Annotated in this window: 18 protein-coding genes; 6 read left to right on the forward strand and 12 right to left on the reverse strand. The window is 58.4% G+C overall.

The genetic code is table 11. The features are described from left to right. Nucleotides 1-663 precede the first annotated feature (663 nt). Genes DW821_RS01350 through DW821_RS01360 form a run of 3 tightly spaced genes read left to right on the forward strand, consistent with a single transcriptional unit; the run spans nucleotide 664 to nucleotide 5,832 of the window. Complete coding sequence (locus DW821_RS01350; protein WP_118065121.1) at nucleotides 664-3,753, forward strand: type I restriction endonuclease subunit R; 3,090 nt, start codon at nucleotides 664-666, stop codon at nucleotides 3,751-3,753. A gap of 14 nt (nucleotides 3,754-3,767) precedes the next feature. Beyond that, on the forward strand, nucleotides 3,768-5,291 hold the full coding sequence (locus DW821_RS01355) for a class I SAM-dependent DNA methyltransferase (protein ID WP_118065123.1): 1,524 nt from the start codon (nucleotides 3,768-3,770) through the stop codon (nucleotides 5,289-5,291). Next, nucleotides 5,281-5,832, forward strand: a complete 552-nt coding sequence (locus DW821_RS01360) for a restriction endonuclease subunit S (RefSeq protein ID WP_118065125.1) — start codon at nucleotides 5,281-5,283, stop codon at nucleotides 5,830-5,832. The genes DW821_RS01355 and DW821_RS01360 overlap by 11 nt, the downstream gene beginning before the upstream one ends. Here the strand turns inward: DW821_RS01360 and DW821_RS01365 are convergent. Continuing rightward, nucleotides 5,804-6,760 (reverse strand): restriction endonuclease subunit S, encoded by a 957-nt coding sequence (locus tag DW821_RS01365; protein WP_199584239.1) that lies wholly within the window; start codon nucleotides 6,758-6,760, stop codon nucleotides 5,804-5,806. The two genes, DW821_RS01360 and DW821_RS01365, sit on opposite strands and share 29 nt — an antisense overlap. A 186-nt stretch (nucleotides 6,761-6,946) precedes the next feature. After that, nucleotides 6,947-7,870: a site-specific tyrosine recombinase/integron integrase gene (gene xerA / locus DW821_RS01370; protein ID WP_118065187.1), complete on the reverse strand. Its 924-nt coding sequence runs from the start codon at nucleotides 7,868-7,870 to the stop codon at nucleotides 6,947-6,949. A 200-nt stretch (nucleotides 7,871-8,070) separates the two neighbouring features. On the opposite strand from xerA, the gene DW821_RS01375 reads away from it, so the two are divergent. Continuing rightward, complete coding sequence (locus DW821_RS01375; protein ID WP_147487017.1) at nucleotides 8,071-8,730, forward strand: hypothetical protein; 660 nt, start codon at nucleotides 8,071-8,073, stop codon at nucleotides 8,728-8,730. A 20-nt stretch (nucleotides 8,731-8,750) separates the two neighbouring features. Here the strand turns inward: DW821_RS01375 and DW821_RS01380 are convergent, their stop codons facing one another. Continuing rightward, the gene (locus DW821_RS01380) at nucleotides 8,751-10,088 is read right to left on the reverse strand and encodes a hypothetical protein (RefSeq protein ID WP_118065129.1); all 1,338 of its coding nucleotides are present in this window, start codon (nucleotides 10,086-10,088) and stop codon (nucleotides 8,751-8,753) included. A 259-nt stretch (nucleotides 10,089-10,347) separates the two neighbouring features. Between DW821_RS01380 and DW821_RS01385 the strand changes: the two genes are divergently transcribed. Then, on the forward strand, nucleotides 10,348-11,529 hold the full coding sequence (locus tag DW821_RS01385; RefSeq protein ID WP_118065131.1) for a cation diffusion facilitator family transporter: 1,182 nt from the start codon (nucleotides 10,348-10,350) through the stop codon (nucleotides 11,527-11,529). Between the two features lie 110 nt (nucleotides 11,530-11,639). On the opposite strand, the gene DW821_RS01390 is transcribed toward DW821_RS01385, so the two are convergent. Further along, nucleotides 11,640-12,596: a hypothetical protein gene (locus DW821_RS01390; RefSeq protein WP_118065133.1), complete on the reverse strand. Its 957-nt coding sequence runs from the start codon at nucleotides 12,594-12,596 to the stop codon at nucleotides 11,640-11,642. 137 nt (nucleotides 12,597-12,733) lie between these two features. Between DW821_RS01390 and DW821_RS01395 the strand changes: the two genes are divergently transcribed. Further along, nucleotides 12,734-12,970 (forward strand): hypothetical protein, encoded by a 237-nt coding sequence (locus DW821_RS01395; protein ID WP_118065135.1) that lies wholly within the window; start codon nucleotides 12,734-12,736, stop codon nucleotides 12,968-12,970. Nucleotides 12,971-13,075: 105 nt separating this feature from the next. On the opposite strand, the gene DW821_RS01400 is transcribed toward DW821_RS01395, so the two are convergent. The 8 genes from DW821_RS01400 to DW821_RS01435 form a co-directional block, all read right to left on the reverse strand. Then, entirely contained in the window at nucleotides 13,076-15,127 is a 2,052-nt protein-coding gene (locus DW821_RS01400; RefSeq protein WP_158567522.1) for a zinc ribbon domain-containing protein, read from the reverse strand. A gap of 191 nt (nucleotides 15,128-15,318) precedes the next feature. Beyond that, the gene (locus DW821_RS01405) at nucleotides 15,319-16,986 is read right to left on the reverse strand and encodes a formate--tetrahydrofolate ligase (RefSeq protein ID WP_118065139.1); all 1,668 of its coding nucleotides are present in this window, start codon (nucleotides 16,984-16,986) and stop codon (nucleotides 15,319-15,321) included. A gap of 144 nt (nucleotides 16,987-17,130) precedes the next feature. After that, a complete protein-coding gene (gene ruvB, locus DW821_RS01410) occupies nucleotides 17,131-18,198 on the reverse strand; it encodes a Holliday junction branch migration DNA helicase RuvB (protein ID WP_118065141.1) in 1,068 nt (355 codons plus the stop codon). Further along, nucleotides 18,198-18,818, reverse strand: coding sequence for a Holliday junction branch migration protein RuvA (gene ruvA, locus DW821_RS01415; protein ID WP_118065143.1), 621 nt, complete (start codon nucleotides 18,816-18,818; stop codon nucleotides 18,198-18,200). The genes ruvB and ruvA overlap by 1 nt, the downstream gene beginning before the upstream one ends. Next, entirely contained in the window at nucleotides 18,818-19,339 is a 522-nt protein-coding gene (gene ruvC / locus DW821_RS01420) for a crossover junction endodeoxyribonuclease RuvC (RefSeq protein ID WP_035137351.1), read from the reverse strand. The genes ruvA and ruvC overlap by 1 nt, the downstream gene beginning before the upstream one ends. A 137-nt stretch (nucleotides 19,340-19,476) precedes the next feature. Beyond that, nucleotides 19,477-21,462, reverse strand: coding sequence for a hypothetical protein (locus tag DW821_RS01425; RefSeq protein WP_118065145.1), 1,986 nt, complete (start codon nucleotides 21,460-21,462; stop codon nucleotides 19,477-19,479). 117 nt (nucleotides 21,463-21,579) lie between these two features. Then, nucleotides 21,580-21,942, reverse strand: a complete 363-nt coding sequence (locus tag DW821_RS01430; protein ID WP_089572163.1) for a desulfoferrodoxin family protein — start codon at nucleotides 21,940-21,942, stop codon at nucleotides 21,580-21,582. A 150-nt stretch (nucleotides 21,943-22,092) separates the two neighbouring features. Continuing rightward, nucleotides 22,093-25,557, reverse strand: coding sequence for a DEAD/DEAH box helicase (locus tag DW821_RS01435; protein WP_118065147.1), 3,465 nt, complete (start codon nucleotides 25,555-25,557; stop codon nucleotides 22,093-22,095). Between the last annotated feature and the right edge of the window lie 25 nt (nucleotides 25,558-25,582).

Raw genomic sequence — 25,582 nt, forward strand, 5'->3', positions numbered from 1 at the left:
CTCTACTCGATCTGGCGGGAATATAAGCAGTAACGGATAGCGAAGGGAGTCATGAAAAGGGCCGGTTGCAGCCGGCCCTTTAGACGATAATACCTGCGTTGCCCGCGCTTCCAAAGTTGACCGACTGAGGAGCGGGTTCCGCGGCACAACCTGATTTTACCCAGCGAGGCTGATCTTTTGCAGCCGCTCCACCGTTTATTTACATCTACCGCCACAAGCGGATACCGCGCGAACGAGAGCAAAGAAACAGCGCCGGCGCGGCCAACAGAGCAGACAATCCATGCGACCAAAGAAATAGAAAAGCGCCCGCGGCCTCGGTTCTTCACCCAGGTCTAGGCGCTTTTCTTGGCACCATCGCACCACATCCGCCATCGCCTCCGGCCCGACACTCATTAAAATGCAAGCGGGAAACGACCTCAAGATTACTAACAACAGCTTCAAGCAAGCGCTTGGACAACCGTCACAACACGAGCGCCCATAAATAGAAGTCGATTTAAATAAGTCAGAAAGCCTTGCCACCAATTGTCATTCGGGCACGATCAGCCAATAGGCCAAATGGCAACTAACGGGTGTCAGATATACCAATATATACAAGATTAACTGCTAGAATGCAATGGTGGACAGGCTCACCAGCGTCGTGGAAGCATAAGGTAAGGAGTGCGCATGATTGCTGTCGATTACAGCTCCTCAACGTCATTTAATGAGGATGCTTTCGAACAAGGCATCATTGACCACTTGCAAACGAGTCTGGGATACGAGCACCTCTATGGACCTGATGTCGCCCGTTCCTCCGACGCGTTTGACGACGCCTTCCTGCCTGACGTCATTGGGCCCGCTCTTGAGAGCATTAACCCCACGCTCAACCGACGCGCGATTGATGCCTCAATAACTAGACTAAAGGAAATCGAGGGCAGCGACCTCATCGCCAAGAACAGCATCTTTATGGACATGCTGCAGAACGGTGTGGAGGCAAGCTGGTTTGACGGCAAAGAAGAGCATACAGACATCGTGCGCTTGGTCGATTACGGCAATCCCGAAAAGAACAGCTTCCACGTTGTTAACCAGTGGACCTACATCGAACGCGGCACCAACAAACGTCCAGATGTCATCGTATTCGTTAACGGTCTTCCGCTCGTTCTCTTTGAATTGAAGTCGCCCGCTCGAGCCGACGCTGACAGCGAAGATGCCTACCAACAGATTCAAAACTACAAACGACAGATTCCATCGCTTTTCGTGTACAACGCCTTCTGCGTCACCAGTGACATGCTTCACACCAAGGTTGGCACAATCACCGCCAACGAGTCGCGCTTCGTTGAGTGGAAGAGCGTCGATGGAAGCTACGAGGCCACCCAGTACGCCGATTGGAAGACGCCTCTGGACGGCATGTTCCCCAAGGAGCGGCTCATCGACATCCTGAAGAACTTCATTCTGTTCTCCGAGGACGCGAAAATCCTCGCGGGATACCATCAGTACTTCGCGGTGAACAAAGCGCTCGAGAGCGTGCATGAGGCCATCGGCGGCGACGGCAAGGGCGGCGTCTTCTGGCACACGCAGGGCTCGGGCAAGTCGCTTTCGATGGTTTTCCTTGCCCATCTGCTCGAAGAGAAACTCGACAGCCCCACCATCGTAGTAATCACCGACCGCAACGACCTCGACTCGCAACTGTTCGCGCAGTTCTCCAGATGCTCAGACTTCCTGCGCCAGACGCCCGTTCAGGCGCAGAGCCGCGCCGACCTTGCGCAGCAGATCTCGAGTCGCCGCGCCAACGGCATCATTTTCACCACCATGCAGAAGTTCGAGGAGGAGGCCATCGCCCTCTCCGAGCGCAAGAACGTCGTCGTGATGGTAGATGAAGCGCACCGCGGGCAGTACGGGTTCGAGGAGAAATACGACCGTGACGGCAAGAAGCACACGGGCACCGCGTTGCTCATCCGCCGCGCCCTTCCGAATGCGACTTTCATCGGCTTTACCGGTACCCCTATTTCTGCCGAAGATCGATCGACTCGCGAGGTTTTCGGCGATTATATTGACGTCTACGACATGACTCAGGCAGTAGAGGACAACGCAACTCGACCCGTGTTCTACGAGAGCCGCGTTGTCGCACTCAAGCTGGATCAGGGCATCCTTGCAAAAGTTGACGATGAGTACGAAAAGCTCACCGAGCAGGCTAATGCCGAAACCATTGACGCAAGCAAGCGTAACTTTGCAAATCTAGACGCCGTTCTAGGTGCACCAGAAGTCATCGATGCCCTATGTCAGGACATCGTAGAGCACTATGAGACCAACCGTGCGCACGAACTCACCGGCAAGGCAATGATCGTTGCGTATTCGCGCCCCGCTGCCATGGCTATATATCAACGTATATGCGAGCTGCGACCCTCTTGGAAGGACGAGGGCAAGCTCGGCGTTGTCATGACCATGGGCAATCAAGACCCCGAGTGGTGGTTCGACGTCGTAGGCAATAAGGCCCATGTTAAGGAGATGGCAAAGCGGTTTAAGGATGACGCCGACCCGCTTAAAATCGTAATCGTCGTAGACATGTGGCTCACCGGTTTTGACGTGCCGAGCCTTGCCACTATGTATGTGTATAAACCCATGCGCGGATATAACCTGATGCAGGCAATCGCACGCGTAAACCGAGTATATAAAGACAAGGTTGGCGGACTGGTTGTTGACTACGTAGGCATAGCTAACGCCCTTAAACGCGCCATGAAGGACTACACCAAGCGCGACCAAAAGAAATACGGCGACATGGATATCGGGAAAACCGCCTATCCCAAGTTCTTGGAAAAACTGGCGGTCTGTCGCGACAAAATGTTTGGTTACGATTATTCGGAATTCATGAGCACCGAGTCCGCCGCACGTCGAAGCGAACTCATAACGGGTGGAGTAAATCATATCCTTGCACCCGGCGACGAAGATATCACCCGCGACTTTGTTGAGCAGGCAGGAGTCATGCTCAAAGCCTATGGACTCGCCAAAAGTCGCGCAACAGACATGCAGCGCGTCGAGGCTGGCTATTTCCAGGTTGTTCGAGAACTTATCCTTCAGCTCACCGAGCAGGGCGGCACCCGCAGCAAAAACGGAGGCAAACTTACCCTTAAGCAGGTAAATGACCGCATCAATGCACTACTCGAACAGAACATCGTCCATACCGACGGCGTAATAGACTTGTTTAAGGTGGAAGACGAAACGGTTTCGATTTTTGATCCCAAGTTTCTGTCGAGCCTCTCGCGTATGAAAGAGAGGAACCTGGCTTACGAGCTGTTGAAAAAACTCATCGACGACCAGATTAAGGGCTACCGCAGAAAGAGCATAACGCAGGCAAAAAAGTACTCGGAACTCATGCAAAGCATGGTAAATGGCTATCTCAACGGGCAGCTCACAAACGCTGAGGTATTCGAAGAAATGCTCAAGATGGCGAAAGAGATGCTTTCCGAAAACCAAAAGGCAAAGGCGCTTGGGCTTAGCGAAGAGGAGTTTGCGTTTTACGAGGCGCTAACACAACCGCAAGCAGTCGCTGATTATTATCGCGAAAGAAATGACGAGCTGGTCGCCATCACGCAAGAGCTCGCCGCGAAGATGCGCGAAATGCGCACGGTCGATTGGCAGAAAAAGCAAAGTGCTCGTGCTGCCATGCGTGTTGCAATCAAGCGCCTGCTCAAACATCATAAGTATCCGCCAGAGGGCATGGAGTCGGCACTGGCCACCGTGATGGATCAGTGCGAACTCTGGGCCGACAATGCAGCATAGGGAGTTAAAACAGCATGGCTAAAAGCAAGGCTAAGGACACCAAGAAGAACACGGCCGACGTCGGCTTTGAGGATCAACTGTGGAACGCTGCAGATGTGCTGCGTGGCAACTTGGACGCTGCCGAGTACAAAAACGTCGTATTAGGCCTCATTTTCCTGAAGTACCTCTCGGACCGTTTCGACGAACGCTATCTAGAGCTCGTCGAAGAGGGTTACGGCGACGAGGAGGATCGCGACTGCTACATGGAGCAGAATGTCTTCTTCGTTCCCGAAGAAGCACGTTGGGTGAATATCTCACAGGCGGCGCATACGCCCGAAGTTGGCCAGATCATTGACAATGCCATGCGCGCCATCGAGCGCGAAAACGACAAGCTCAAAGACGTGCTGCCCAAAAACTTCGCTCGCCCCGAACTAGACAAGCGGCGCTTGGGCGACGTCGTTGACTTATTCACAAACGTACAAATGACCGATAACGAGAGTGAGAAAGACCTGTTAGGGCGCGCATACGAATATTGCCTGCAGAAATTCGCATCAATGGAGGGCAAAAACGCCGGCGAGTTCTATACGCCGTCGTGTATCGTGCGCACGCTGGTTGAAATCCTCCAGCCTTTCCACGGTCGTGTGTACGACCCCTGCTGCGGCAGCGGAGGCATGTTCGTACAGTCCGCCGCCTTCGTCGAGCACCATGGCGGCAACGTAGTACAGGACATCACCATCTTTGGCCAGGAGAGCAACCCTACCACGTGGAAGCTCGCAAAGATGAACCTCGGTATTCGCGGCATCGAGGCCGATTTGGGCAACTATGCAGACACCTTCAGCGCCGACCAGCACAAGAATGAAAAGTTTGACTATGTGTTGGCAAACCCACCCTTCAACCTCAAGAACTGGGGCGGCGAAGCGCTGCAGGAAGACGTACGTTGGAAGTACGGCATGCCGCCCACGGGCAACGCCAACTTCGCTTGGATGCAGCATATGATTTGGCATCTTAACAGCACAGGTAAGATTGGCCTTGTATTGGCAAACGGGTCGCTCTCGAGCCAGACGAGCGGCGAGGGCGATATTCGACGCGCTATCGTAGAGGACGATTTGGTCGAGGGCATTGTAGCCATGCCGGGGCAGCTGTTCTACAGCACCCAAATTCCCGTGTGTCTGTGGATCCTGAACAAGAAGAAGGCTCAGTCCGGCAAGACGCTATTCATCGATGCCCGCGAAATGGGCACCATGGTCTCTCGTAAACTACGCGAGTTTACCGAAGAGGACATCAACAAAGTTGCATCCGCATTCGACTCCTTCCGTAAGGGCGAGTTCGAGCCCGTGAAGGGGTTCAGCGCCATAGCGGATTTGGATGAAATCGCCAAGCAAGATTTCATCCTGACACCCGGTCGCTACGTAGGCATTGCTGAGGCCGAAGACGACGGCGAACCATTTGAAGAGAAGATGGCACGCCTGACTAGCGAGATTGCAAAGTGCTTTGAAGAGTCCAACCGCTTGCAGGAGCAAATCAAGGAGAACTTGGAGGCGGTTGGTTATGGGATGTAGGGCATCTTATGTCCCACTGGGCGAAATAGCTAAGTTTGAGTCGGGCGGAACCCCGAGCAAAAAGAACAAAAGATACTGGGATGGTTCTATACCCTGGATTAGCGCAAAGACGCTTGTGGGGGATACGGTCTATGAGAGCGACCTTGCAATTACTAAGGAAGGCCTTGAGGCTGGTAGCAAATTAGCGCCAAAGGGCTCACTGTTGCTTTTAACGAGAGGTAGCGGGCTGTTTAAACGAATACCACTTGCTATAGCCGGAAAGGAAGTCGCATTTAATCAAGATATAAAGTGCGTCAACTCAGCCGCTAAAGGCATATCAAATAGGTATCTTTTTTATGCACTCACATCGCTGGAGCCTTCCATTTCCGCAATGCTGGAGACAACGGGCATTGGTGCTGGGAAACTAGCGACCGATAGGCTTAAAGCGCTGCCGGTCCCCGTTCTTGACGAAGCCGCCAGAGATAAAGTGACCCATTTTGCTGACTGCATCTATCGCAAGATACATCTCAACACTAAGCTAAATGGCTATTTAGCTGCTTGAGATCGACCTTCGAGACGTCGATTTCTCCTGACATTAATTTAGGGAGGAGATTGTCACGAAGAGCGGCAAGACGATGGTTCTCTTTACTTGAGCTTGATGCTTGGCTAAGCGCTGATTCAATAAAATCAACGGTTGCTCCACTTGGATTACTCGCAACTTTATAAGTGAGCATCTGCTTTTTGTCCCCTCTTGGCATCTTTGTGCCCTTTGCGCCCTTCATGACGTAATCGAAGAAAGCATCGCTGCGCATGCATGAATAGAGGTAACCGGACTGCTCCGGCTGCTTGGCTCTAAACACTAGGACATCACCCGAGCAGGTTCCAGTTCGGTCTGCATACCAAATTTTTTTAAAGTATGGGCGAATGTTCGAAACCAGAATGTCCCCGGCCTTGTAGACCGTAACTTTTCCGGTTTGGGGCAGGGACGACGGTGCCTGCCTACCCTTCTTGCCAGGGAGCAGAGACTCTGTTGAAACGTAGGTATCAAAGTCAGCCTCATTGTAATCGGCTTTTTCTTTCACTAAATCGCATAGCGAGGAAAGCTCGACAGCGAGGCCTTTTTCGTGATTGGCAACCGCTTCGCACTGTTCTTCTAAATAGCCATTTAGCTTAGTGTTGAGGGTAATCTTGGCTTGAATCGAATCGATAAATGCCGCAACCTTATTCTGGACGTCGATCGGCGGAAGATTGACGTCCAGGTTCTCTAGCATTCTCTTGGTCAGAGCATTTCGTGTCGCGCCAGAGGACGCGAGCTTTAGAAGGATACCCTTGTTCGCCTGCAACCAAGCGAGGAGGAACAGGTTGTTAGCTTTGTCATTTGCCCGAATAATAGCCACATGTTGATTTACCCTGGCAGGCAAGAATTTTGATGGAACGATACAAGCACGCGCCACAGAATCGCCCAGTAATATTAAGAAGCACGTCGCCATGTTTGACCTCAACGCTCGAAAGAGCCTCCGCCTGGTCATCGTCGATGAACGCAAGACCGCTAGAGCTAAAGCTCCAATCGAAAACGTTCTGGCTCCTTATGATGGCCATACCAGAATCCTTGTATGAGTCCTTGCCGCCGCGGGGCGTAGCGCCGCTACCGATTTTGCTGCAAATATCCCCAAGCTTCATTCCAAATACTTCCTATGCGAAGCCTTCACATTGCTCTGATTAACCATGGCGTAGTACATGGTTGTGTCTATTTTCGCATGGCCCAACAGCTTTTGCACCTGCTCTATGGGCATTCCCTTGTCGATAGCATGGGTGGCAAGCGTACGGCGAAACTTATGCGGATGAACGCGGTTGATACCGGCGCTTCTGCCTAGGTCACGTAAACGGAGTTCTATGCTCCCCACCGTAATACGTCGAGCTGAGGAATCGAGCGCGACAAATAATGCAGGACTCTTGTCAGCACGGCTCGAAAGATATTCCGTAAGATGAAGCTTAGCGCGCGCATCGAAGTAAACGGGGCGCTGCTTATTTCCCTTTCCCATTACAAGGCATTCGCGCTCGTGCAGATTGACATCCTTCCTGTCGAGTCGCACAAGTTCGCCAATACGCATACCCGTCGAAGCGAGTAGATCAACGATGGCAAGATCTCGCTTGGACTCACAGGCGTCTCGCAATACCTCCAGTTCCTCATCGCTAAGCACCTCTTTGGTTACTTGAGCTGTTTTGACGCGACGAATGCGCCTTACAGGACTTTTCACAATGTAATCCTCATCTTCAAGCCACGAAAAGAAACTCGACATGATGCGACGTATATTATCGATTGTGACCTTACTAGAACCGCGTTTCACCTCGTAATCATTGAGATAACGGCGCAAGTTGTCGCTCTCAACCTGGGTATAGGGCTTAGCAAGCGCTGTGTTCATATGCCGTAAGGTAGCCTCATAGTATGCAATGGTTTTAGAAGAGCATCCCTCGACCTCTTTAGCGGTGAGAAAGAGCGCAAGCAGATCTTGCCCTGGCTCTGTTTGTTTCGGTCCGAGTGCCTGTCTAAGCGTAATGGTTAGATGTTTGAGCTGGTGTGGGTCGAGAAGGCCCTGCATTTCCGAAAGTACGGTATTGATGACAGTTTCCACGCTGTTCCTTTCGTCGAGTACGATAGCCACAGTGTGGACGGCGCGTTGTACATAGTGAAGTAAATGGCTATTTAGAAGAGCTGGCCGCGCTTGAGTTCTCTAGACGATTTGGCGAGATTGAATCGTCTATTGATCTCGGTAAGGTTCTCTCGATTTCAACAAAAACATTGAAACCGCAAAACTGTCACGGAGAAATTTGGGAGCATTACAGCATTCCCGCTTATGATGCAAACCGTCGGCCTGTTTTTGAGTTGGCTGACGGTATCAAAAGCAACAAATATGTTATTGATGCCAATAGCATCTTAATTTCCAGGCTTAACCCTAGTATCAGGAGAATTTGGATGCCTGCCTGCTCAAGCAAGCGGGCTGTGTGTTCAACGGAATTCATTGTTTACAAGCCAAAGAACCCCGTCCATAAAGCTTTCTACTATGCCGCAATTGGCGCACCAGCTTTTAGAGACTTCCTTCTTGCGCATGTCACCGGTTCAACGGGTAGTCGCCAAAGGGCGCAGCCTAAAGCAACGCTAACATATCCGATTCCCAACCCTGGTTTGGAAGCCGTCGAAGATTTCTGTGCGTTTGCAAACCCGCTATATGAGCAGATAAAAGTCAATGAACGCAATTCGAAGCAACTCGAGGAGCTTCGCGACGCCCTTCTCCCCAAACTCATGACGGGCGAGATCGATGTCTCAAAGCTCGACCTCAAGCAGCTAAATAGCCATTTAGCTAAGTCTCTACGGCAGCTCGGACGCCATGTCTCGCCGCACAAAAACGGGGCAGCTCGCGCTTCTGCGAACTGCCCCGCACCCCTAGCTATCGCGTCATAAGACTAACCAGCACCACTTCCCTACTTACCAAAAATCGTCGCAAACAAGCCCTTGCGTTTGGGCTTCTCCTCTCGGTAGGAACCCTCGGCCGCCGCTGCCACCTGGCGCGGTTGCTCGCCGCCTCCACGGCGCACGATCTGGTATAGAAACGGCGATTTAACGTATTTGACCTCGATGGGCGTGGCGTGCACGGTGCTTTCGCTCGACAGCATCACGTTGGGATTGAGCGGTGCCACCACATGCGTCTCGCGCTTGTCGCTAAACACTACCGCGGCCGCGCGACCCGTCTGGCCGTTCACGGCAATGCGCACCTGCTCGCCGTCGCGGCTATCCGACGCCGGGCGATCGACAAAGTAGACCGGTACCATCACCAGGCCGTCCTTGTGCTTGCGAGCCTTGCGTGCCCAGGCGCGGATGCTCTTTTTATTGAGCCCCAGCACCGCCTCGGCATCGTTGCCGACAATATCGAGCGCCAGCTTATCAATAATCACCTGGTCCTTGGTGGACGCATCGACGGAAACGACGCGGAAGTCACCTTCCTGCATGGCGGGATCGAACGACCCCACCTTGCCAAAGTCCCACGGCTCCAAAATGCCCATAAGGTGAACGTCCAGGTAGTTTGCCCGCGGATACGCCCAGTCGAGCACCTCGTAGTACACCAAGGTCTCCTTGCTCAGGCCCTTTCCCGGGAAGGACGCCATCATGCGCAGGTCCGCCAGCGCCATGGGGAAATAGAAGAGCATCATGTCGTTTTGAATCGCGTCTTCCACGTCGTGCCCGGCAAAGGCATCAGGGTACTGGCGCACCAGCTGCAGCGCGTTGGCACGTGCCTGCTGCGGCGATATCTCACAGGGGACGCCCTGTTCGGGAACGTATTCGGCACCCACGCCCATGGTCAGGCGCTTACTAAACGTGCCGGGCTTGAGAAGGTCAGCCATACCGATTTTGTTGCCGCAGGACGGGCACTCAAACACGCGTTGGGTCGACTCGCCCTCAAAGGACGCGCCGCAGAAGGGACAGGGAATGCTCACGTGCGTCGCCTCTTGGAACTCCTGCGCCGTTCCGCGATCTTCCCACAGCAGATGCTCCAGAACCGACTGATTGCGCCAGTACGAATTGAAGAAATACCAGTCCGGGTCCTCTGGGCGCTCGAGCTGCGAGACGTGCGTGAGCTTGAGCAGCCCGTCAACCACCGTCAGCGGCGTATGACGGATACCCAGGGCGCTCTTGGGCTCCCCGGCGTCCGCTTGCCACGGAATAACCGTTTCGCAATAGGCGCACTCAAAGCTGCGCTTTGCCTGGTGCGAATACATGGGGCCGCCGCAGTTTTGGCATTTAATGGCAAACATCTCGTCCATGGAAACGTCCTCCTTTGCACAGGGCTGTCGACAATAAGTATGTCGAGCAAATCGGCACGTGCCCATACCCATGTGGCCCAAAATGGAGCACTCGGTCGAACGGGAAGGCTCAGTGAACTCGAAGGCGCGCGGATAATCGCCCCTCCGCCTCGCGCCCGTTAGCGCCGGCAGACCATTGCTGCATTTTCTGAGCATCGGTACACGTTGCGTCTGTGCGAGCTACACTATCCCCTTAAACATGATTGTGAGGACGATCGTTATGCTATTTGTAAATCGGCTGGTACATACGCTTGTTCCCGGCAGCGAAAGCGAGCCGGTCGATACCTCCTGCCGCACCAACGCGGGTTTTGCCGCAAGCCTCATCTGCATCGGTCTCAACATCACGCTGTGCCTGGCCAAGGGCATAGCTGGTCTGCTCGCTGGCTCCGTCTCGCTTATCGCCGATGCCTTCAACAACCTTTCCGACGCCTCGAGCAACATCGTGAGCCTGCTCGGATTCCGCCTTGCCAGCCGCCCGGCCGACGAGGGGCACCCCTATGGCCACGGCCGCTACGAGTACCTGGCGGGGCTGTTTGTCGCCGTTCTCGTTTGCGCCGTCGGCATCAACCTGGCGCTCGAATCCATTACCAAGATCATCAAGCCTTCCCCCACCGCGTATTCGGCGCTCTCCATGGCAGCCCTTGTCCTGTCCATGCTCGTCAAGTTTTGGATGGCGGCGTTCAACCGCACGCTGGGCAACCGCATCGATTCCGAGACGCTTATCGCCACGGCGCAGGATTCCAAAAACGACGTCATTGCCTCGGCCTCGGTCCTGGCCGCAGCGCTTATTTCGCAGACGACCGGCTTTGACCTCGATGGCTGGGCAGGCCTGGGCGTGGGCATCTTCATCTGCATCAGCGGCATGGGCCTGGTGCGCGACGCTATCAGCCCGCTATTGGGGCAAGCGCCCGACCCCAAGCTCGTCCAGGCAATCCGCGACAAGATCATGTCGTACCCCCAGGTCTTGGGCACACACGACCTCATGGTGCACGACTACGGCCCCGGCCGCCAGTTTGCCAGCGCACACGTGGAGATGCCCGGCGAGGGCGACGCGTTTGAACATCACGAGATCCTGGACACCATCGAGCACGATATCAAACGGCAGATGGGCATCGGTATCACGCTGCACTGCGACCCCATCGCCACCACCGGCGACGACCTGCGCGGCTGGGTCAAGCGCGGCGTCATGCAGATCGATCCCGCGCTCTCCATCCACGACCTGCACGAGCACGACGGGTTCGTTTCGTTTGACCTGGTGCGCCCCGACGGCTTTGACATATCCGACGAGGAGCTGCTGGAGCTCGTCACGCGCATCGTGCACGAGCGCCGACCCGATGTCTCGTGCGTCGTCACATTTGACTCGGGCTTCAGCTCGCCCGACCGTCCGGCCGAGCAGCTGTAATCGGCAGCAAAACGGGACGCAGGACCGACGACCAACGCGCCTACGCGCCCGGTCACGCAATCCTGCGCCCCGTTTTTGCTTGCACTGCTAAGGCTCTAGCCGCTCGACCGCTAGTTCCCCTGCGCGCCCGAAATACCGTTTTGCAGGGCACCCCAGGCGTTCGTTGCCATATCGCCCAGGTTCTGTGCGGTATCGCCGAGATTCTGAGCCGTGTCACCCAGCTCTTGGGCCTTGTCCCCAAGCTCCTGTGCCTTGTTGCTCAGGTCCTCTAGCGTGTTGGAGCTCGAGCTGTCCGCGCCGCCCTGGTCGCCGGATGCATTACCCGACGAGCCGTCCTTGCGCGTGAGCTGGACCTCGAGGTTACCGTTGTCGTTATAGTAGGCAGATGTCACGACCCAGTTGGCATCGACAACGGGCGTCGAGCCGTCGTCGGTCAGGATCACGGCGTTCGAAAGGTCGGCCCCGCGCGACTTGAGGAGCTTTTTGGCGTTGGACCAGTACTGACCCGGGATATCGCTCAGGTCGACGGTGCCGGACTGGGTAGTCTCAGTCTGCTCGGCCGTGGTATCAGTCGTGGTGCCCCGCTTGTTGAGCATGCCCGACACGATGGCAAACACAACCGACAGGGCAAAGAAGACCGCCAGCACGATCAGGATTTTCTTGATCACGCTCGACGAACGCGAAGGCTTCTTCTCCTCGTCCTCGCCATACTGAGGGATGGACTTGGGATACTCACGATACGGCTCGCGCGCATATCGGTCGCGCGAGCCGTAGCGCGGCTGTGCCGTGCGCGGCATATATGTCGTCTGCTGAGGTTGCGGAATGGGATTTTGCAGCAGGTCATCATAAGGGTCTGCCGCCGCGTCGCCATAGGAGCTCTGCGACGAGACACCATACGGGTCCTGCACTGCGTTCCCGCAATTCACAACGCGCGTGGGATCGGCCGAGGCCTGGGTCGCATCGGGGGCAGCGTAGCCGGGATTCGGCACGACGCGGGTCTCATCGGCGCCATTGCCCGTCCGCGGGGAGCCGTAGCCACCCATTACGGTCGTCTTATCCTGGTCCATGCAACGATTCCTTTCCGTCGCCCGTAAGCATCAAGTTATCCATGCATTCTACCCGCGCAAAAGCCTATGATGGGCAAATCCCGCCGGTATCTACAAGACATGCGCGGCCGACGGTCACAAGCGAATCGAGGAACGTCATGGCAAAAAGCAAGCTCATCAAAGACACAACGCGCGCCGAGCGCGAGGAGATCATTAAGCTGGCACTCGCGGGTTGCGGCAACGGCAGCTGCGATAACTGCGGAAGCTGCAGCTTGGGAGCCGGCGATCCGTACGGCACCTACCAGCCCTACATTGATGGCAAGATGGAAATCGCCGACATCAATATGATGGTCGCCGAGCGCAACGCCAAACTCTTCGGCCTCCAGCGCGGCTAGGCTTTTTGATCCGTTTTCCTCCGTCCCCTTGGGATCAAAAAGTCCCCGACGGCGCTGTGTTTTGCGCTACCGGGGACTATTCAGATTACTCCCTGCCGCTTTGTTCTACTCGTTGGGCACGTATGAGGCCCTGGCTCGTTCGGGCGTTACGTCCTGGCCGCTGGAATAGCTCGAGTCGAAGGCGTGCGCAACCAAGTCGTGCGTATCCCATGCCATGCAGTCAAACTCGCCAGTATCGAGGACGATGATATAGCCCTTGCCGTCGTAGTAGAAATGGTCCTCAGTGTAGTTATCGTCATCGTCGATGTTGTCTTCGGACACGGAGTCCATATCCGGCTTTGCCGTCTTAATTGCCTGCCTGGCCTCGCTCTTGAGGGTGTCATACGATAGCCCATGCTGCGCAAGCGAGTCCTCGAGCGAAACCTGCTCGCCCGTCTTGAGGTTGTAGTACGCCGACCTTGTCACTCGCTCTGATCGATACGGAGGTTGATAGCTGTCGGTAAACGTGCGCACACAGGCAATATCGCCATCGATCGAGACGATCTCGGCGGTGTACATCATGGTCACGCGGCTGTCCTCGTCATCCATCGAGGCCTGCTTGCTCGCTTCGAGCATATCCGCAACGAGCTGGACCATGTCCTTGTTGAACTTGGCGACACCCACGCCCTGGCCCTTCACCTGGGGATAGGTCCACGTAGCCGTAATCTGACATGTGTCATCGGGAGACGGATTCAGCGGGCCTTCGCCAACCGCAGCCGTAAAGTCGACATCCTGCGTGGCAGAGACGGCCTCGTAGCTCGCCTGCGCATCGTCGCCGGCATCCTTAGACTTCAGCTGCTCCAGCGTCGTGGCCACCGTGCCAATGGTGCTGTTAACCGAGCTCTCGTCGGCATACAAGAAACCAAAACCGCCCAAAGAGGCAGAACCGACTTCATTCGGGGCAACAAGATCGGTCATGGCTTTGAATGACTTGCCGTCGTAGCCAATGAATTTAACTTGGTATTCGTGAGCAGAAGGACCACTTTCACCAGAGAGATCGCTTTGTTTAATTGCTGTCCCATGGTCATACCACTGCGAAAAACCAATCTTGCCCTCGTATTCATCAAGCCAGACAGACACACACGCCTCCTGATGAGATACGTTTACCTCTGGCGTGTAGACCTTCTCAATCTCGCCATTCTTATACGCCCAGACCTCAAGATGCGCAGCGGCTGCGTTATCCCCACGGTCCACCGGTTCATCGGAATACTCAATCAGCAGCTCATCTTGACCATCGCCATCAAAGTCAATGAGCTTGGCGTAAGCAACACCCTGGGCTCCATACGCATATTCATCGAACCCGACAGCCTCACCCTCGCCGTACTTTTTCTGATACTCGAGGATTTTGTCGGTGAACAGCTCGTTTGCCGTCTTGACCGCTGCCTTGGCAGAGGCTTTGGCCTCCTTCTTGGACTGCGTGAGCTCGACGTTCTTGGGGGCGTCCGAACCTTCCTTGGTATAGTCGACCTTCATGGTGGTCGTGCTCTTCTTTTTGCCCTTGCCCGAGGTGATGGTCATCTGGTACTTCTGGTCGGGCAGCTCGCCAAAGTCCTCCATGGCAAAGCCGTCCTCGCCATCGACCTTGATGGTGTAGCTCTTGCCCTTGCCGGACACCGGCGCCAGCTCGACGGTATAGCTCTTGAGCTTTTTACCCTTGCTGTTCTTGGGCAGCACTTTAGTCTCGCACGCGCAGACAACATAGCCCTTGCCGCCCGAAGTCACCTCGGACGATGCCCCGATACGCGGTACGACGACAATTGCCGCCACAATGGCGACAACGGCAACACCGCCGATAACGGCAGCGACGATACGGCCCTTGTGCTTGGGTTTCTTGGGCTGCGGCGTCGGAACAAGCGGCTGAGCGGCCTCAGCAGGCTCGGTCATAGGAGACCCACAAAAACGTCCCACGATCAAAGGAGGCTCACGAAAACGTTCCCAGATCACAGGAGACGGGACATCCTGAAGAGCGCGCCGTCCCGCAGGGTCGTCCACCGGCACATCTCCTACCGGAAACGCCGCAGGCTCTGCTTGGTCCTCAACGCCGCCCACGCGAGCGCCGCAGCTCGTGCAAAACATGGAGCCATCGGGTATCTGAGCTCCGCACTTGGTGCAATACATCGCATCTCCCGTCTCTCGCCGCAGCCGCAATGCGCCCGCGCAGTTCTTCCAACTACACCGTACGAGAGAAATCCCCATTCTTGTTGCGCAACATTGCCGCCGCAAAAAATGATCCCTTGGGGACGAAGGAAAAAGCCCCGCCGGGCTTTGGTAGGCGCGACGGGGCGGGCAAGCAGCTATGGGCAACAAGCTTAGAACAGGCCGGTGATGTTGCCGTCGTTGTCAACGTCGATGTTCTCAGCCGCGGGGACCTTGGGCAGGCCCGGCATGGTCAGAACACTGCCGGTCAGTGCGACCACAAAGTGGGCACCGGCGGAAACCTTGAGCTCACGCACCGTGATGCGGAAGTTCTCGGGAGCGCCCAGGGCCTTGGCGTTGTCGCTAAAGCTGTACTGCGTCTTGGCCACGCACACCGGCAGGTTGCCAAAGCCGTTCTCGCGCAGCTCGGCGAGCTGGCGCTTGGCGGCCGGCGTAAAGTCAACGCCATCGGCGCGGTAGACCTTGGTGGCAATGGCCTCAAGAGCGTCGGCGACATCGGCGCCGTCCTCATAGGCAAACTTGAGCTCGCTCGGCTGCTCAATCAGACGCATGACCTCATCGGCAAGCTCGAGCGCGCCCTCGCCGCCCTTGGCCCAGACCTCGGAAAGCTTAACGTTGACGCCGAGCTTCTGGCACTCGGACTCGATGAGCGCAAGCTCAGCCTCGGTGTCCGTCGGGAAGCGGTTGATGGCGACCACACAGGGCAGACCATAAACGTTCTGGATGTTGTCGACGTGACGCAGCAGGTTGGGCATGCCGGCCTTGAGTGCCTCGAGGTTCTCCTCGTTGAGGTCGGCCTTGGCGACGCCACCGTTGTACTTCAGCGCACGAGCGGTCGCGACGATCACGACGGCGCTGGGGCGAACGCCCGTCATGCGGCACTTGATGTCGAGGAACTTCTCGGCACCCAGATCGGCACCGAAGCCGGCCTCGGTAATGGCGACATCGCCAAAGCGCATCGCCATACGCGTGGCCATGATAGAGTTGCAGCCGTGGGCAATGTTGGCGAAGGGACCGCCGTGGACAAACGCGGGCGTGCCCTCGAGCGTTTGCACCAGGTTGGGCTTGAGCGCGTCCTTAAGCAACGCGGCCATGGCACCCTGGGCCTTAAGGTCGCGGGCACGGACGGGCTCGCCGGCAAAGCTGTAGCCGACGACGATCTCGCCCAGGCGCTCCTTGAGGTCGTTAATGCTCGTAGACAGGCACAGGATTGCCATGACCTCGGAGGCGACGGTGATATCGAAGCCGTCCTCGCGCGGCACGCCCTGGGCCTTACCGCCAATACCGTCGATGACGTGGCGCAGCTGACGGTCGTTCATATCGACGACGCGCTTCCAAGTGATGCGTTTAACGTCGATACCGAGCTGGTTGCCCTGCTGGATGTGGTTATCAAGCATGGCGGCCAGCAGGTTGTTGGCAGCACCGATGGCATGGAAGTCACCGGTAAAGTGCAGGTTGATGTCCTCCATGGGGATGACCTGCGCCCAGCCGCCGCCGGCGGCACCGCCCTTGACGCCAAAGACGGGACCGAGCGAAGGCTCACGCAGGGCCACAGCACTCTTGACGCCGCGACGGCGCAGGCCATCGGCCAGACCGATGGTCGTGGTGGTCTTACCCTCGCCCGCAGGCGTGGGGTTGATGGCGGTCACGAGGACGAGCTTGGCCTGGTGATCAGTTGGCTCATTAAGCAGAGAGTAGTCGACCTTAGCCTTGTCGAAGCCGTACGGAATCAGGTGCTTTACGTCGACACCGGCGTTCTTGGCCACCTCGGTAATGGGCAGCGGTGTGACGGAACGTGCGATTTCGATGTCAGTAGGCATGGGCGGTCCTTTCGTTACCGAATGAGAAAAAGACCAATTCAGCATAGCACGGGCGCGCAATAGTAAAACACCCGTAACCGATGAATGGCGATATGTTTATCCAATGCTCAGCGATAGCTTAACAGCCCGCCAAAACAAAGCGCCCTAAATGGTAGGTTCAATCCCCAAGTGCTCAAAGGTGCGAAGCGTTGCCTGGCGGCCCTGGGGCGCGCGAATCATCAAGCCGCACTGCAGCAGATAGGGCTCATAGACATCCTCGAGCGTTCCCGGGTCCTCGCCCACCGCGCTGGCAAGCGTTGTCAGGCCCACGGCACGTCCGGAGAACGTCTTAGCGAGTGTCTCCAAAATGCGAATATCCATCCAGTCCAGACCAAGCTCATCAATCTCGAAGAACTCGAGTGCCTGACGGCAAATGTCAAGCTCAATAGGACCGTTGCCGCGTACCTGCGCATAGTCGCGCACACGCTTGAGCAGACGGTTGGCCAAGCGCGGCGTGCCACGCGAACGTGAGCCGATCTCGAGCGCACTCGGATGATCGATCGTCACGCCCAGAATGGTTGCCGAGCGCGTCACGATCTGGGCGAGCTCCTCGACCGTGTAGTAGTCCAGGCGATACGAAATGCCAAAGCGGTCGCGCAGCGGGCCGGTCAGCATACCCGAGCGGGTCGTTGCCGCCACCAGCGTAAACTTAGGGATATCCAGGCGAATCGAACGTGCGGCCGGGCCTTTACCGATCACGATATCGAGCGCAAAGTCCTCCATAGCGGGATACAGGACTTCCTCGACCGAACGATTAAGACGGTGGATCTCGTCGATAAACAGCACGTCACCCGGCTGCAAGTTGGTAAGGATAGCCGCCAGGTCGCCGGTGCGCGCGATGGCCGGGCCGCTCGTCGTCTTGATCTGAGCGCCCAGCTCGTTGGCGATAACGGTGGCCAGCGTGGTCTTGCCCAGACCCGGAGGGCCCGAAAAGATCACGTGGTCGAGCGTCTCGCCACGGCTCTGCGCCGCTTCGATAAGCACGCGCAGACTCTGCTTGATATGCTCCTGACCGCAGTAGTCGTCCAGGCGCTGGGGACGCAGGGTACGGTCGACATCGAGGTCTTCGGACGTCAGCTCCGAGCCCACCATGCGCTCACCGTGCGCCATGGATGCCGCCGGCGAATTGCCGGGCGTCGCCCACAGGTCCTGAGAGTCATCGGCTTCCCACATCACGCATCCATTCCAAGTCGCTTAAGCGCCGCGCCGAGCAGATCCTCGACACGCATATCCTGCCCATCATACCCGCTCAGGGCAACCTCGGTCTCCTGCGGGCTAAAGCCCATGGAAAGGAGCGCCGCACGGGCGTCATCGATCGCCGAAGGAGCGGCGGCGGGCACGGGCATCGCAACCTGACCGGGGATCGCATCGACCGGCACAAAGCCCTTGTCCTTGGCAAAGGTGCTCTTGAGCTCCAAGATGAGGCGCTGGGCGGTCTTTTTGCCCACGCCGGGCACCTTGGCCATGCCCTTGTCGTCCTCGGCCATCACCAGGGAATACAGCTGTCCTACGGTATAGGTGGAGAGCACGGCAAGCGCCAGGCGCGGACCGACACCCGAGACGGACACGAGCCGATCGAACATCGTGCGCTCATCCTTTGAGGAAAAACCGAAAAGTGTCATGGCGTCCTCGCGCACCTGCATACGCGTGTAGAGGCGGACCTCGCCGCCGGGCGTCGGCAACGTGGCCGCAGTGCTGCCCGAGATGCCGAGTTCAAAGCCAACGCCCGACACGTCGACGACGGCCGAGCTCATCGTGGCCTCGACAAGCGTTCCATGGAGCTGGGAAATCATCAGTATCCGGTTCCTCTCTGTTGATAGAACTCGCCGCCGGTGAGGGCGCGGGTGCGGCTGAGGTTAACGTGGCAGATGGCGCAGGCCAGGGCATCGGCGGCATGGTCGGGATGCGGGTCGTGATCGAGCTGCGTGAGCGTACGAACCATATACGCGACCTGCCGTTTGTCCGCAGCGCCGGTGCCCACAACAGCCTGCTTAATCTGCATAGGCGTATACTCGCCAATCTCGAGCGCGCATTCCGAAAGCGCCACGAGCGCGGCGCCGCGGGCATGCGCCGTAGGGATGGCCGAGCGAACGTTGGCGCCAAAGTAAATGCTCTCGATAGCAGCGGTATCGGGTCGATAGCGCTCCACGACACCCTTGAGGTCGCGGGCGATATGCGACAGGCGCACCGCGAGCGGACTACCCGCGCTGGTCTCGATGCAGCCATAGGCACGGCAGCGAACCTCGCCACGCCGCTCCTCGATAATCCCCCAACCCGTATGAGCCAAACCGGGGTCAATGCCTAAAATAACCAAGCCAACCTCCCCTCGTCTTTTACCAAGCGCAAGGCAAGGCCCCGCGCACTACTCACGAACGTCTGTTCTAGAATAACACAACGGGGTCAAGATGCTTAGTTGAAGTATCGGGGTTGAGAGCGAATCCCATCCCCAGTTTAGTTCTGCGAGAAGAATGGGAACTGTCGGGGATCAACCGGCGGATGCGGCATCGGGCCACCCTGGGGCCCACCCTGCGGGCCACCCTGGCCGCCCATCATCTTATCGATGGCGTCCTGAACCTCGCCCTCGAACTTTTTCATTCCCTCGCGTAAACGACGCTGACCGTCTTCAGAGCGCAACTCCTCCATTTGTTCGGGCGAAATACCCAGTAGCTCGCCCAGCACGCCCATCATCTCGTTTCGCACGCGCTCACTAGTATCCTCGTCAGCAAAACGGCGCACCTCGGCGCGCGCCAGCGAATCGACCGTCATACGCTCCTTGCCGTTAAGCCCCAGGTCGGACCACGCGAGCATGTACGGCCAGGAGCGCTCGGCAAACGAACGGGACGAAACGATCGGCGCCGTCGGCAACATGCGGCGGGCAGCCTCACCCTGTCGAACGAGCATCAGCAGCAGCGAGCAGGCCTCAGGCTTGCCAGCGGCCATCGGGATGTCGTCGAAAGATCGATTGCGGTCCACGTGCGCCTCAAGCGCGCCATCGATCTCACCCGGCTCGACCCCGCCGAGCAGCTGTGCCGCGCGGTCGAGCATATCGACCGGACCGTCGAGCGTCGAGAGCGCCTGCGCCAGCACTCGCTCCATACAATCTTCCACCGCGTTGAGCGTCACGAGCTCTTGGGGCACCACGGCAGACGTGCGGTTGCGCACGCGCGCCACAAACTCAAGCGTCGACAGGTACACATCGCCAAAGGGCGCATAATCGCCCTGGTAGCCGCCGCAAAGCGCCGGCGCCGCCAGTGCGTACTCGGTTTTGGACAGCGGGCTCAGCGCCATCGCACCCAACTCGAGCGCCGTGTCCTCCAGCATGAGGCCCAGCGTGCGAGAGCGCAGGCGCTCGGCGTCGCCCGCCGACACATCGCGGTCGAGCACGCGCGCGGCATCCGGCGCATCGCGCTCAACCGTGCGAATATGCAGGCGCTCGGCAATGGCGCGAACGGCGGCACAGCGAGCAGCCTCGGCCTCCTCCTGCGCCGGCGTAAAGATGCGGTTGCGCCCCAGCACCAGGCCAATCACATTACGTGGGCCCAGAGCGTCGACGGCCAGCGCCGCCAGCAGGGACGACGGCAAGTCGCCCTCGAGTGCCACCACGGCGCGCGACGCACCGTGGGCCCGGGCGTTGTCGCGCACGGCGAGCACCAGCGCCTGCCACAGCCACTCCTCGGAACGGAACTCGGGCAGTTCGTGATCTTCCAGGGCATCGAGCATCACGCCGCGCTGAATCTCCTGAACCAGCAGGCTCTCCTCAAAACACGGCGCTTGGGCCACCACGCGACCGCAGTCGTCGAGCACAAACGAACCGCCGGTATACACCGACTCGTCATAGGCACCGACCGGCGCCATACAGGCAAACCACACACTGCGCTTGGATGCGATCTTGCGGTAGGCGCCGCTGCGAACGGCGGCAATGGCGGCAGTCTCGCGGTCGGTCATGTCAAACGCATTGAATTGGAAATACGCAATGAGGTCAACACCGGTCGGCAGCATCTCGAGTTCGCGGTCCAAGTCAAAAATCACGGCGATGCGCACGCCGTCCACGTCGAACACCGGCGGCGCCCAACGCGTGTCGTTGTTCTCGCCACGCTGCAGGGCAATGCTCGAACGCGCCGGCACCACATGACCGTCCTTGAGCATCATGTAGTCGAGCAGCGGCTGGCCCTCAAACGAAACCGCCGCGGGCACGATGCAGATCATGTCAAGCTCCTGGATACGCTCGGCGACACCAGTCAAGCCGGCAAGCATGTCGTGCTCAAAGTCGGCAGTGCCCACCAGGCCCCCGGGCATGGCGCCCATAAAGAGCGGAGCCGGAACGCACAGCACGCGCGCCCCGCGCTCGTGGGCCAGACGAGCCTGGTCCTCGATGCGGCCGCAAATGCCCTCAATATCACCCAGGCGCATATCGATCTGTGCAAGCGCGAGCTTCATGGCTCAGCCCTTTCCGTCGTAAACCATCGTTGTCGTAGTAAAAGCGCCGGCCGCATAATGCAGCCGGCGCTCGCATGTGCATATGCTAGCTATGATACCCCGAGCGGGGGCGCGCTCCTAGAACGTCGCGGACCACAGCCCGTGCAGGTTGCAATAGGCATAGACGGTACCGGTCTTGGAGCCGCCCGCGAAAAACGTCGCGGGCTTCATGCCGGGCTCAAGGTAATGGACCTCTAAGCGGCCCTCGGCCTCAAGGGCGATCCACTCAATATAGTGCTCGGGCAGGCTGGGGTGCTCGACCGAGCCAACGCGTGCGCGAATCACGTGACCGTCGCGCTCGGTCTCGACAACAGGCACGTGCTTCTCGTGCGCCGCGTCCTCAGTGTTTGCGGTCAGTTCCGTGCAACCGGCAGGGGTTGCAACGTCGTTGCCAAGGGCGGCAATGAGCTTACCGTCGGGGTCCTTAAAGAATTTCGCCATGATGTTCTCCTTTGCTGACGTGCCAATGTTCTTGATGGTTCTTATGCCCAAAGGCAGACAAACCATCCACGGCATTGCAAATGAACACATAACGGGCGGGGACGATGGGGCAGCGTGCGCTATCCGCCCTGGCGGCCCCACCCGAGCGGGTTAGCGCCCGTCGCCGCCCAGCAGCGCCAGAACATCTTCGCGGGTAAACAGCGCCGACGAGATGCCGTCGCCGCCGAGCACGCTGTTGACCAGGTCGCGCTTGGACTCCTGCATCTGCATGATGCGCTCCTCGATCGTGTCCTTGGCGATGAGCTTGTACACGGTCACGGTATGTTGCTGGCCAATACGATGCGCGCGGTCGGTCGCTTGGTCCTGCGCCGCCACGTTCCACCACGGGTCGTAGTGGATGACCACGTCGGCCGCCGTCAGGTTAAGGCCCACGCCGCCCGCCTTGAGCGAAATCAAAAAGACCGGGACCTCGCCCGCTTGGAACTGCGCGACCATCTTGGCGCGGCTCTCCTTAGACGAAGCGCCCGTGAGCTTAAGGAAGGCGATGTCCTCCTTGGCCAAGCGCTTACCGATGATATCGAGCATACCCGTAAACTGGCTGAACAACAGGATGCGATGCCCGCCGTCGAGTGCGCCGTGCACGAGCTCCATACACGTATCGAGCTTTGCGCTCCCCGCCTTGTAATCCTCGTAGTGTAGATGCGGGTCGCAGCAGATCTGGCGCAGCTTGGTGAGCTCGGCGAGCACCTTGAGCTTGTCCTTCTTAAACTCCCCAGCCTCGCGGTGCTGCACCTGCTGGGCGATGCGGTCCTGGTTGGCCAGGTAGAGCTTGCGTTGCTCGCCGGTAAGCTGTGCCATGACGGTGTCCTCGATCTTCTCGGGCAGGTCGGCCACCACGTCTTCCTTAACACGGCGCAGCACAAACGGCGACACGAGCGCCTGCAGGCGAGCGGCGCTATCGCCCTCGGCATGCTCGACGGGGCTCTCAAAGAGCTTGGCAAACGACTCGCGCGTCCCCAAAAGGCCCGGCATCAAAAAGTCGAAGATGCTCCAGAGCTCGGACAGGCGGTTTTCGATGGGCGTGCCCGTCAGGGCAAAGCGCACGCCGGCAGGCAGGCGCTTGGCAGCGCGCGCCACCTGCGTGAGCGGATTTTTAATGTACTGTGCCTCATCGAGCACCACGCGGGCAAAATCCTGCTCGACGTACTCATCGATATCGCGCCGCATAAGGTCATACGACGTTACGACCACGTTATGCTCGGCCACGCCGGCAATCTGTACACGACGTTGAGCCTTGGCGCCCACAATGGCGCACACATCGAGCGACGGGGCAAAGCGCTCCAGCTCGGCAGTCCAGTTGTACACGAGTGAGGCCGGGCATACCACGAGCGTGGGCTTGGTGTCCCCCGCCTCCACGCGCGCCAGGATATGCGCGATCATCTGGAGCGTTTTGCCCAGGCCCATGTCGTCGGCCAAGATGCCGCCAAGGCCCAGGTGTTCGAGCGAGCCGAGCCACTGGTATCCGTCGACCTGGTAGCCGCGCATCGTTGCCTTGAGCGATGCCGGCACCGTAAAGTCCATCTTGCCGAGCGTGTCCAGGCGCTCGACGGTGCGGCGGAACGCAGCGTCGCGATCGGCCTCGAGCGCGGGCGTGCGCGCGAGCATGCTATCGACGAACAGGGTGCTCGACGCGGGAAGCGACACGCCGTCGAGCAGGTCGACGGCATCGACACCCAGGTCCTCGGCGAGACCAAACGCGGCTCGGGCGCCCTCGTCCAGGCGAATGATGTCGCCGGACGTAAGGCGCGCAAACGTTTGATGACGCTTGTACGAATCGAGATAGATGGCAAGGTCTGCCGCCGAAAGGCCGCTCGCGCCCAGTTCGACGTCGAGCAGGTTACTCTTGACGGTCGCACGCACCGAAAGCTTGGGCGCAGGGCGGACCGAGACCTGGCGCAAGCGGTCGCTGAGCATGACCTCGCCCAACTCGGACAGGGCAGACAGGCCCTCGGTCAGCAAGTGGAACAGGCTCTCGTCATCGCGTTCCTCAAACGCTAGGCCGCCCTCGTGGAAATCGAAGTACAGGGCCGCCGTGTCCATAACGCGAAACTCCGCCACCTCGTCGCGCGGCGGAACGCCCGGGCGCCGCTCTTCGAAGGGGCTGCCCGGAGCGCCCAGACTAAAGAGATCTGCCGACCAGTCGCCGTAGGTAACCGTAACTTTGCAGGTCACGAGCCCATCGTCGACGCCAATCGCCATGGCAAAGCTCGGCTCGGGCGCCACGGTATCGAGCGCAGCGGGCGCGGTAAGGTCGGTGTAGTCGCGCAAAATGGGCAGCACCATACGACAGAACTCCCCCACCTGCTCGGCGGCGATATGGACCGGCGTGCGACAGGGCAGCAAGCGCGATAGAAACGGCGCCGCATGCTGGGCAAACGCTACATCGGTACGGCGCGCACGGCGGGTGTCGACCAGATAGGCAACGTCGCCCGAAGCAAAGCAGTATGCATCGGCCGGCAGGCGTAGATCGTAGCTGCCACCAGCCGCCGGCGCGATTTTGGCGGCAAGGAGCGGTGGGCGCTTAGACAGCGCCTCGTCCGCCCCTTCCGGAGGCATCTCAACCGCCACGTCATAGGTGCGATGCGTCGTCGTCCCCCGCGACCAGGCGGGCTCAAAAGAGATAGTCTTGCCGCGCAACAGGTCCAGCACATATACGATGCTATGCTCGGACAGCGGTAACTGACGCTCGGCGACAAAACCGCTGCGTGCAAAGTCGTACGACGCCGAACGCGAGCTTGTGATGTCATCGAGATAGGCAACTGTCGTCACGACAAGGTTGAGCAGCTTTGTCGACACGTCTTCGAAGGCTTCGGGCGTATGGACAAACGTGAGCTTCTTGCCGTACGAGAACGTACCGCCTCGGACATAGGCGTCGGCCATGCCGTCGATATCCTTGACCACGTAGGACACCGAACCGCAGCGAATGCGGAACTCGAGCGCCCAGCTAAAGCGGTCAGCGAACAGCGGATTGTAGTACGGCACCAGCGAAGGCTCCAACGCCGCTTTGGGGGCGTCGGGATCAACGGCACCGGCAAGCTTGCGGCGCATGCTCGCCAGCTCATCCATGCGCGCGTCCGAAAGATCGGAGAGCGCCGCCATGAGGCTGGGGCTCGTGGGGACGGGCGCCGGAAAGGGAAAGTTGGGGTTGACGGCCGGCGCTTTGGGCGCGGTGCGAACGGGCTGTTTCGGCTGCGCCGTAAACGTGCGGACCGGCGTGCGCAAACCTTCGACGGGCTCGGCGCCGCTGGCATCCAAATACGCCAGAGCCGTGGCAATAGCGTGCTTGCACATACCGGGGTAACGATAGGCGGCGGGGCAATCGCAGTCGTAGTCAATCACCTCGTGCTCGTCCATGTCGAGCGCCACGTGCGTCTTGTACAGGTCGCCGCGCGAACCGCGCACCGAGCCCTCAACCGTCACGTTTTTGGAGAAGCGCGAGCCGCTGTCCTCAATCGACAGCACGGCGCCGTTGAGCATGAGCGAGCGGCCCTTCATAAAGGTGCCGCTCAGCGCCGCCTCTTTCCGGAGCGCCTGCACAAACGTCCCCTGTGCCATCACTTCCTCCAATCCACACAGGGTA

This window comes from Collinsella sp. AM33-4BH, from assembly GCF_003469205.1.
GTDB lineage: Bacteria > Actinomycetota > Coriobacteriia > Coriobacteriales > Coriobacteriaceae > Collinsella.

Excerpts from the sequence above, each read along its gene's own strand:
- DW821_RS01380 (WP_118065129.1), bottom strand. The coding sequence starts at position 10,088 with ATGGACGAGATGTTTGCCATTAAATGCCAAAACTGCGGCGGCCCCATG.
- DW821_RS01385 (WP_118065131.1), top strand. The coding sequence starts at position 10,348 with ATGCTATTTGTAAATCGGCTGGTACATACGCTTGTTCCCGGCAGCGAA.
- DW821_RS01425 (WP_118065145.1), bottom strand. The coding sequence starts at position 21,462 with ATGAAGCTCGCGCTTGCACAGATCGATATGCGCCTGGGTGATATTGAG.
- DW821_RS01350 (WP_118065121.1), top strand. The coding sequence starts at position 664 with ATGATTGCTGTCGATTACAGCTCCTCAACGTCATTTAATGAGGATGCT.
- xerA (WP_118065187.1), bottom strand. The coding sequence starts at position 7,870 with ATGCAGGGCCTTCTCGACCCACACCAGCTCAAACATCTAACCATTACG.
- DW821_RS01405 (WP_118065139.1), bottom strand. The coding sequence starts at position 16,986 with ATGCCTACTGACATCGAAATCGCACGTTCCGTCACACCGCTGCCCATT.
- DW821_RS01430 (WP_089572163.1), bottom strand. The coding sequence starts at position 21,942 with ATGGCGAAATTCTTTAAGGACCCCGACGGTAAGCTCATTGCCGCCCTT.
- ruvB (WP_118065141.1), bottom strand. The coding sequence starts at position 18,198 with ATGTGGGAAGCCGATGACTCTCAGGACCTGTGGGCGACGCCCGGCAAT.
- DW821_RS01435 (WP_118065147.1), bottom strand. The coding sequence starts at position 25,557 with ATGGCACAGGGGACGTTTGTGCAGGCGCTCCGGAAAGAGGCGGCGCTG.
- DW821_RS01390 (WP_118065133.1), bottom strand. The coding sequence starts at position 12,596 with ATGGACCAGGATAAGACGACCGTAATGGGTGGCTACGGCTCCCCGCGG.
- DW821_RS01395 (WP_118065135.1), top strand. The coding sequence starts at position 12,734 with ATGGCAAAAAGCAAGCTCATCAAAGACACAACGCGCGCCGAGCGCGAG.
- DW821_RS01400 (WP_158567522.1), bottom strand. The coding sequence starts at position 15,127 with ATGTATTGCACCAAGTGCGGAGCTCAGATACCCGATGGCTCCATGTTT.
- DW821_RS01365 (WP_199584239.1), bottom strand. The coding sequence starts at position 6,760 with ATGGCGACGTGCTTCTTAATATTACTGGGCGATTCTGTGGCGCGTGCT.
- ruvA (WP_118065143.1), bottom strand. The coding sequence starts at position 18,818 with ATGATTTCCCAGCTCCATGGAACGCTTGTCGAGGCCACGATGAGCTCG.
- DW821_RS01360 (WP_118065125.1), top strand. The coding sequence starts at position 5,281 with ATGGGATGTAGGGCATCTTATGTCCCACTGGGCGAAATAGCTAAGTTT.
- DW821_RS01355 (WP_118065123.1), top strand. The coding sequence starts at position 3,768 with ATGGCTAAAAGCAAGGCTAAGGACACCAAGAAGAACACGGCCGACGTC.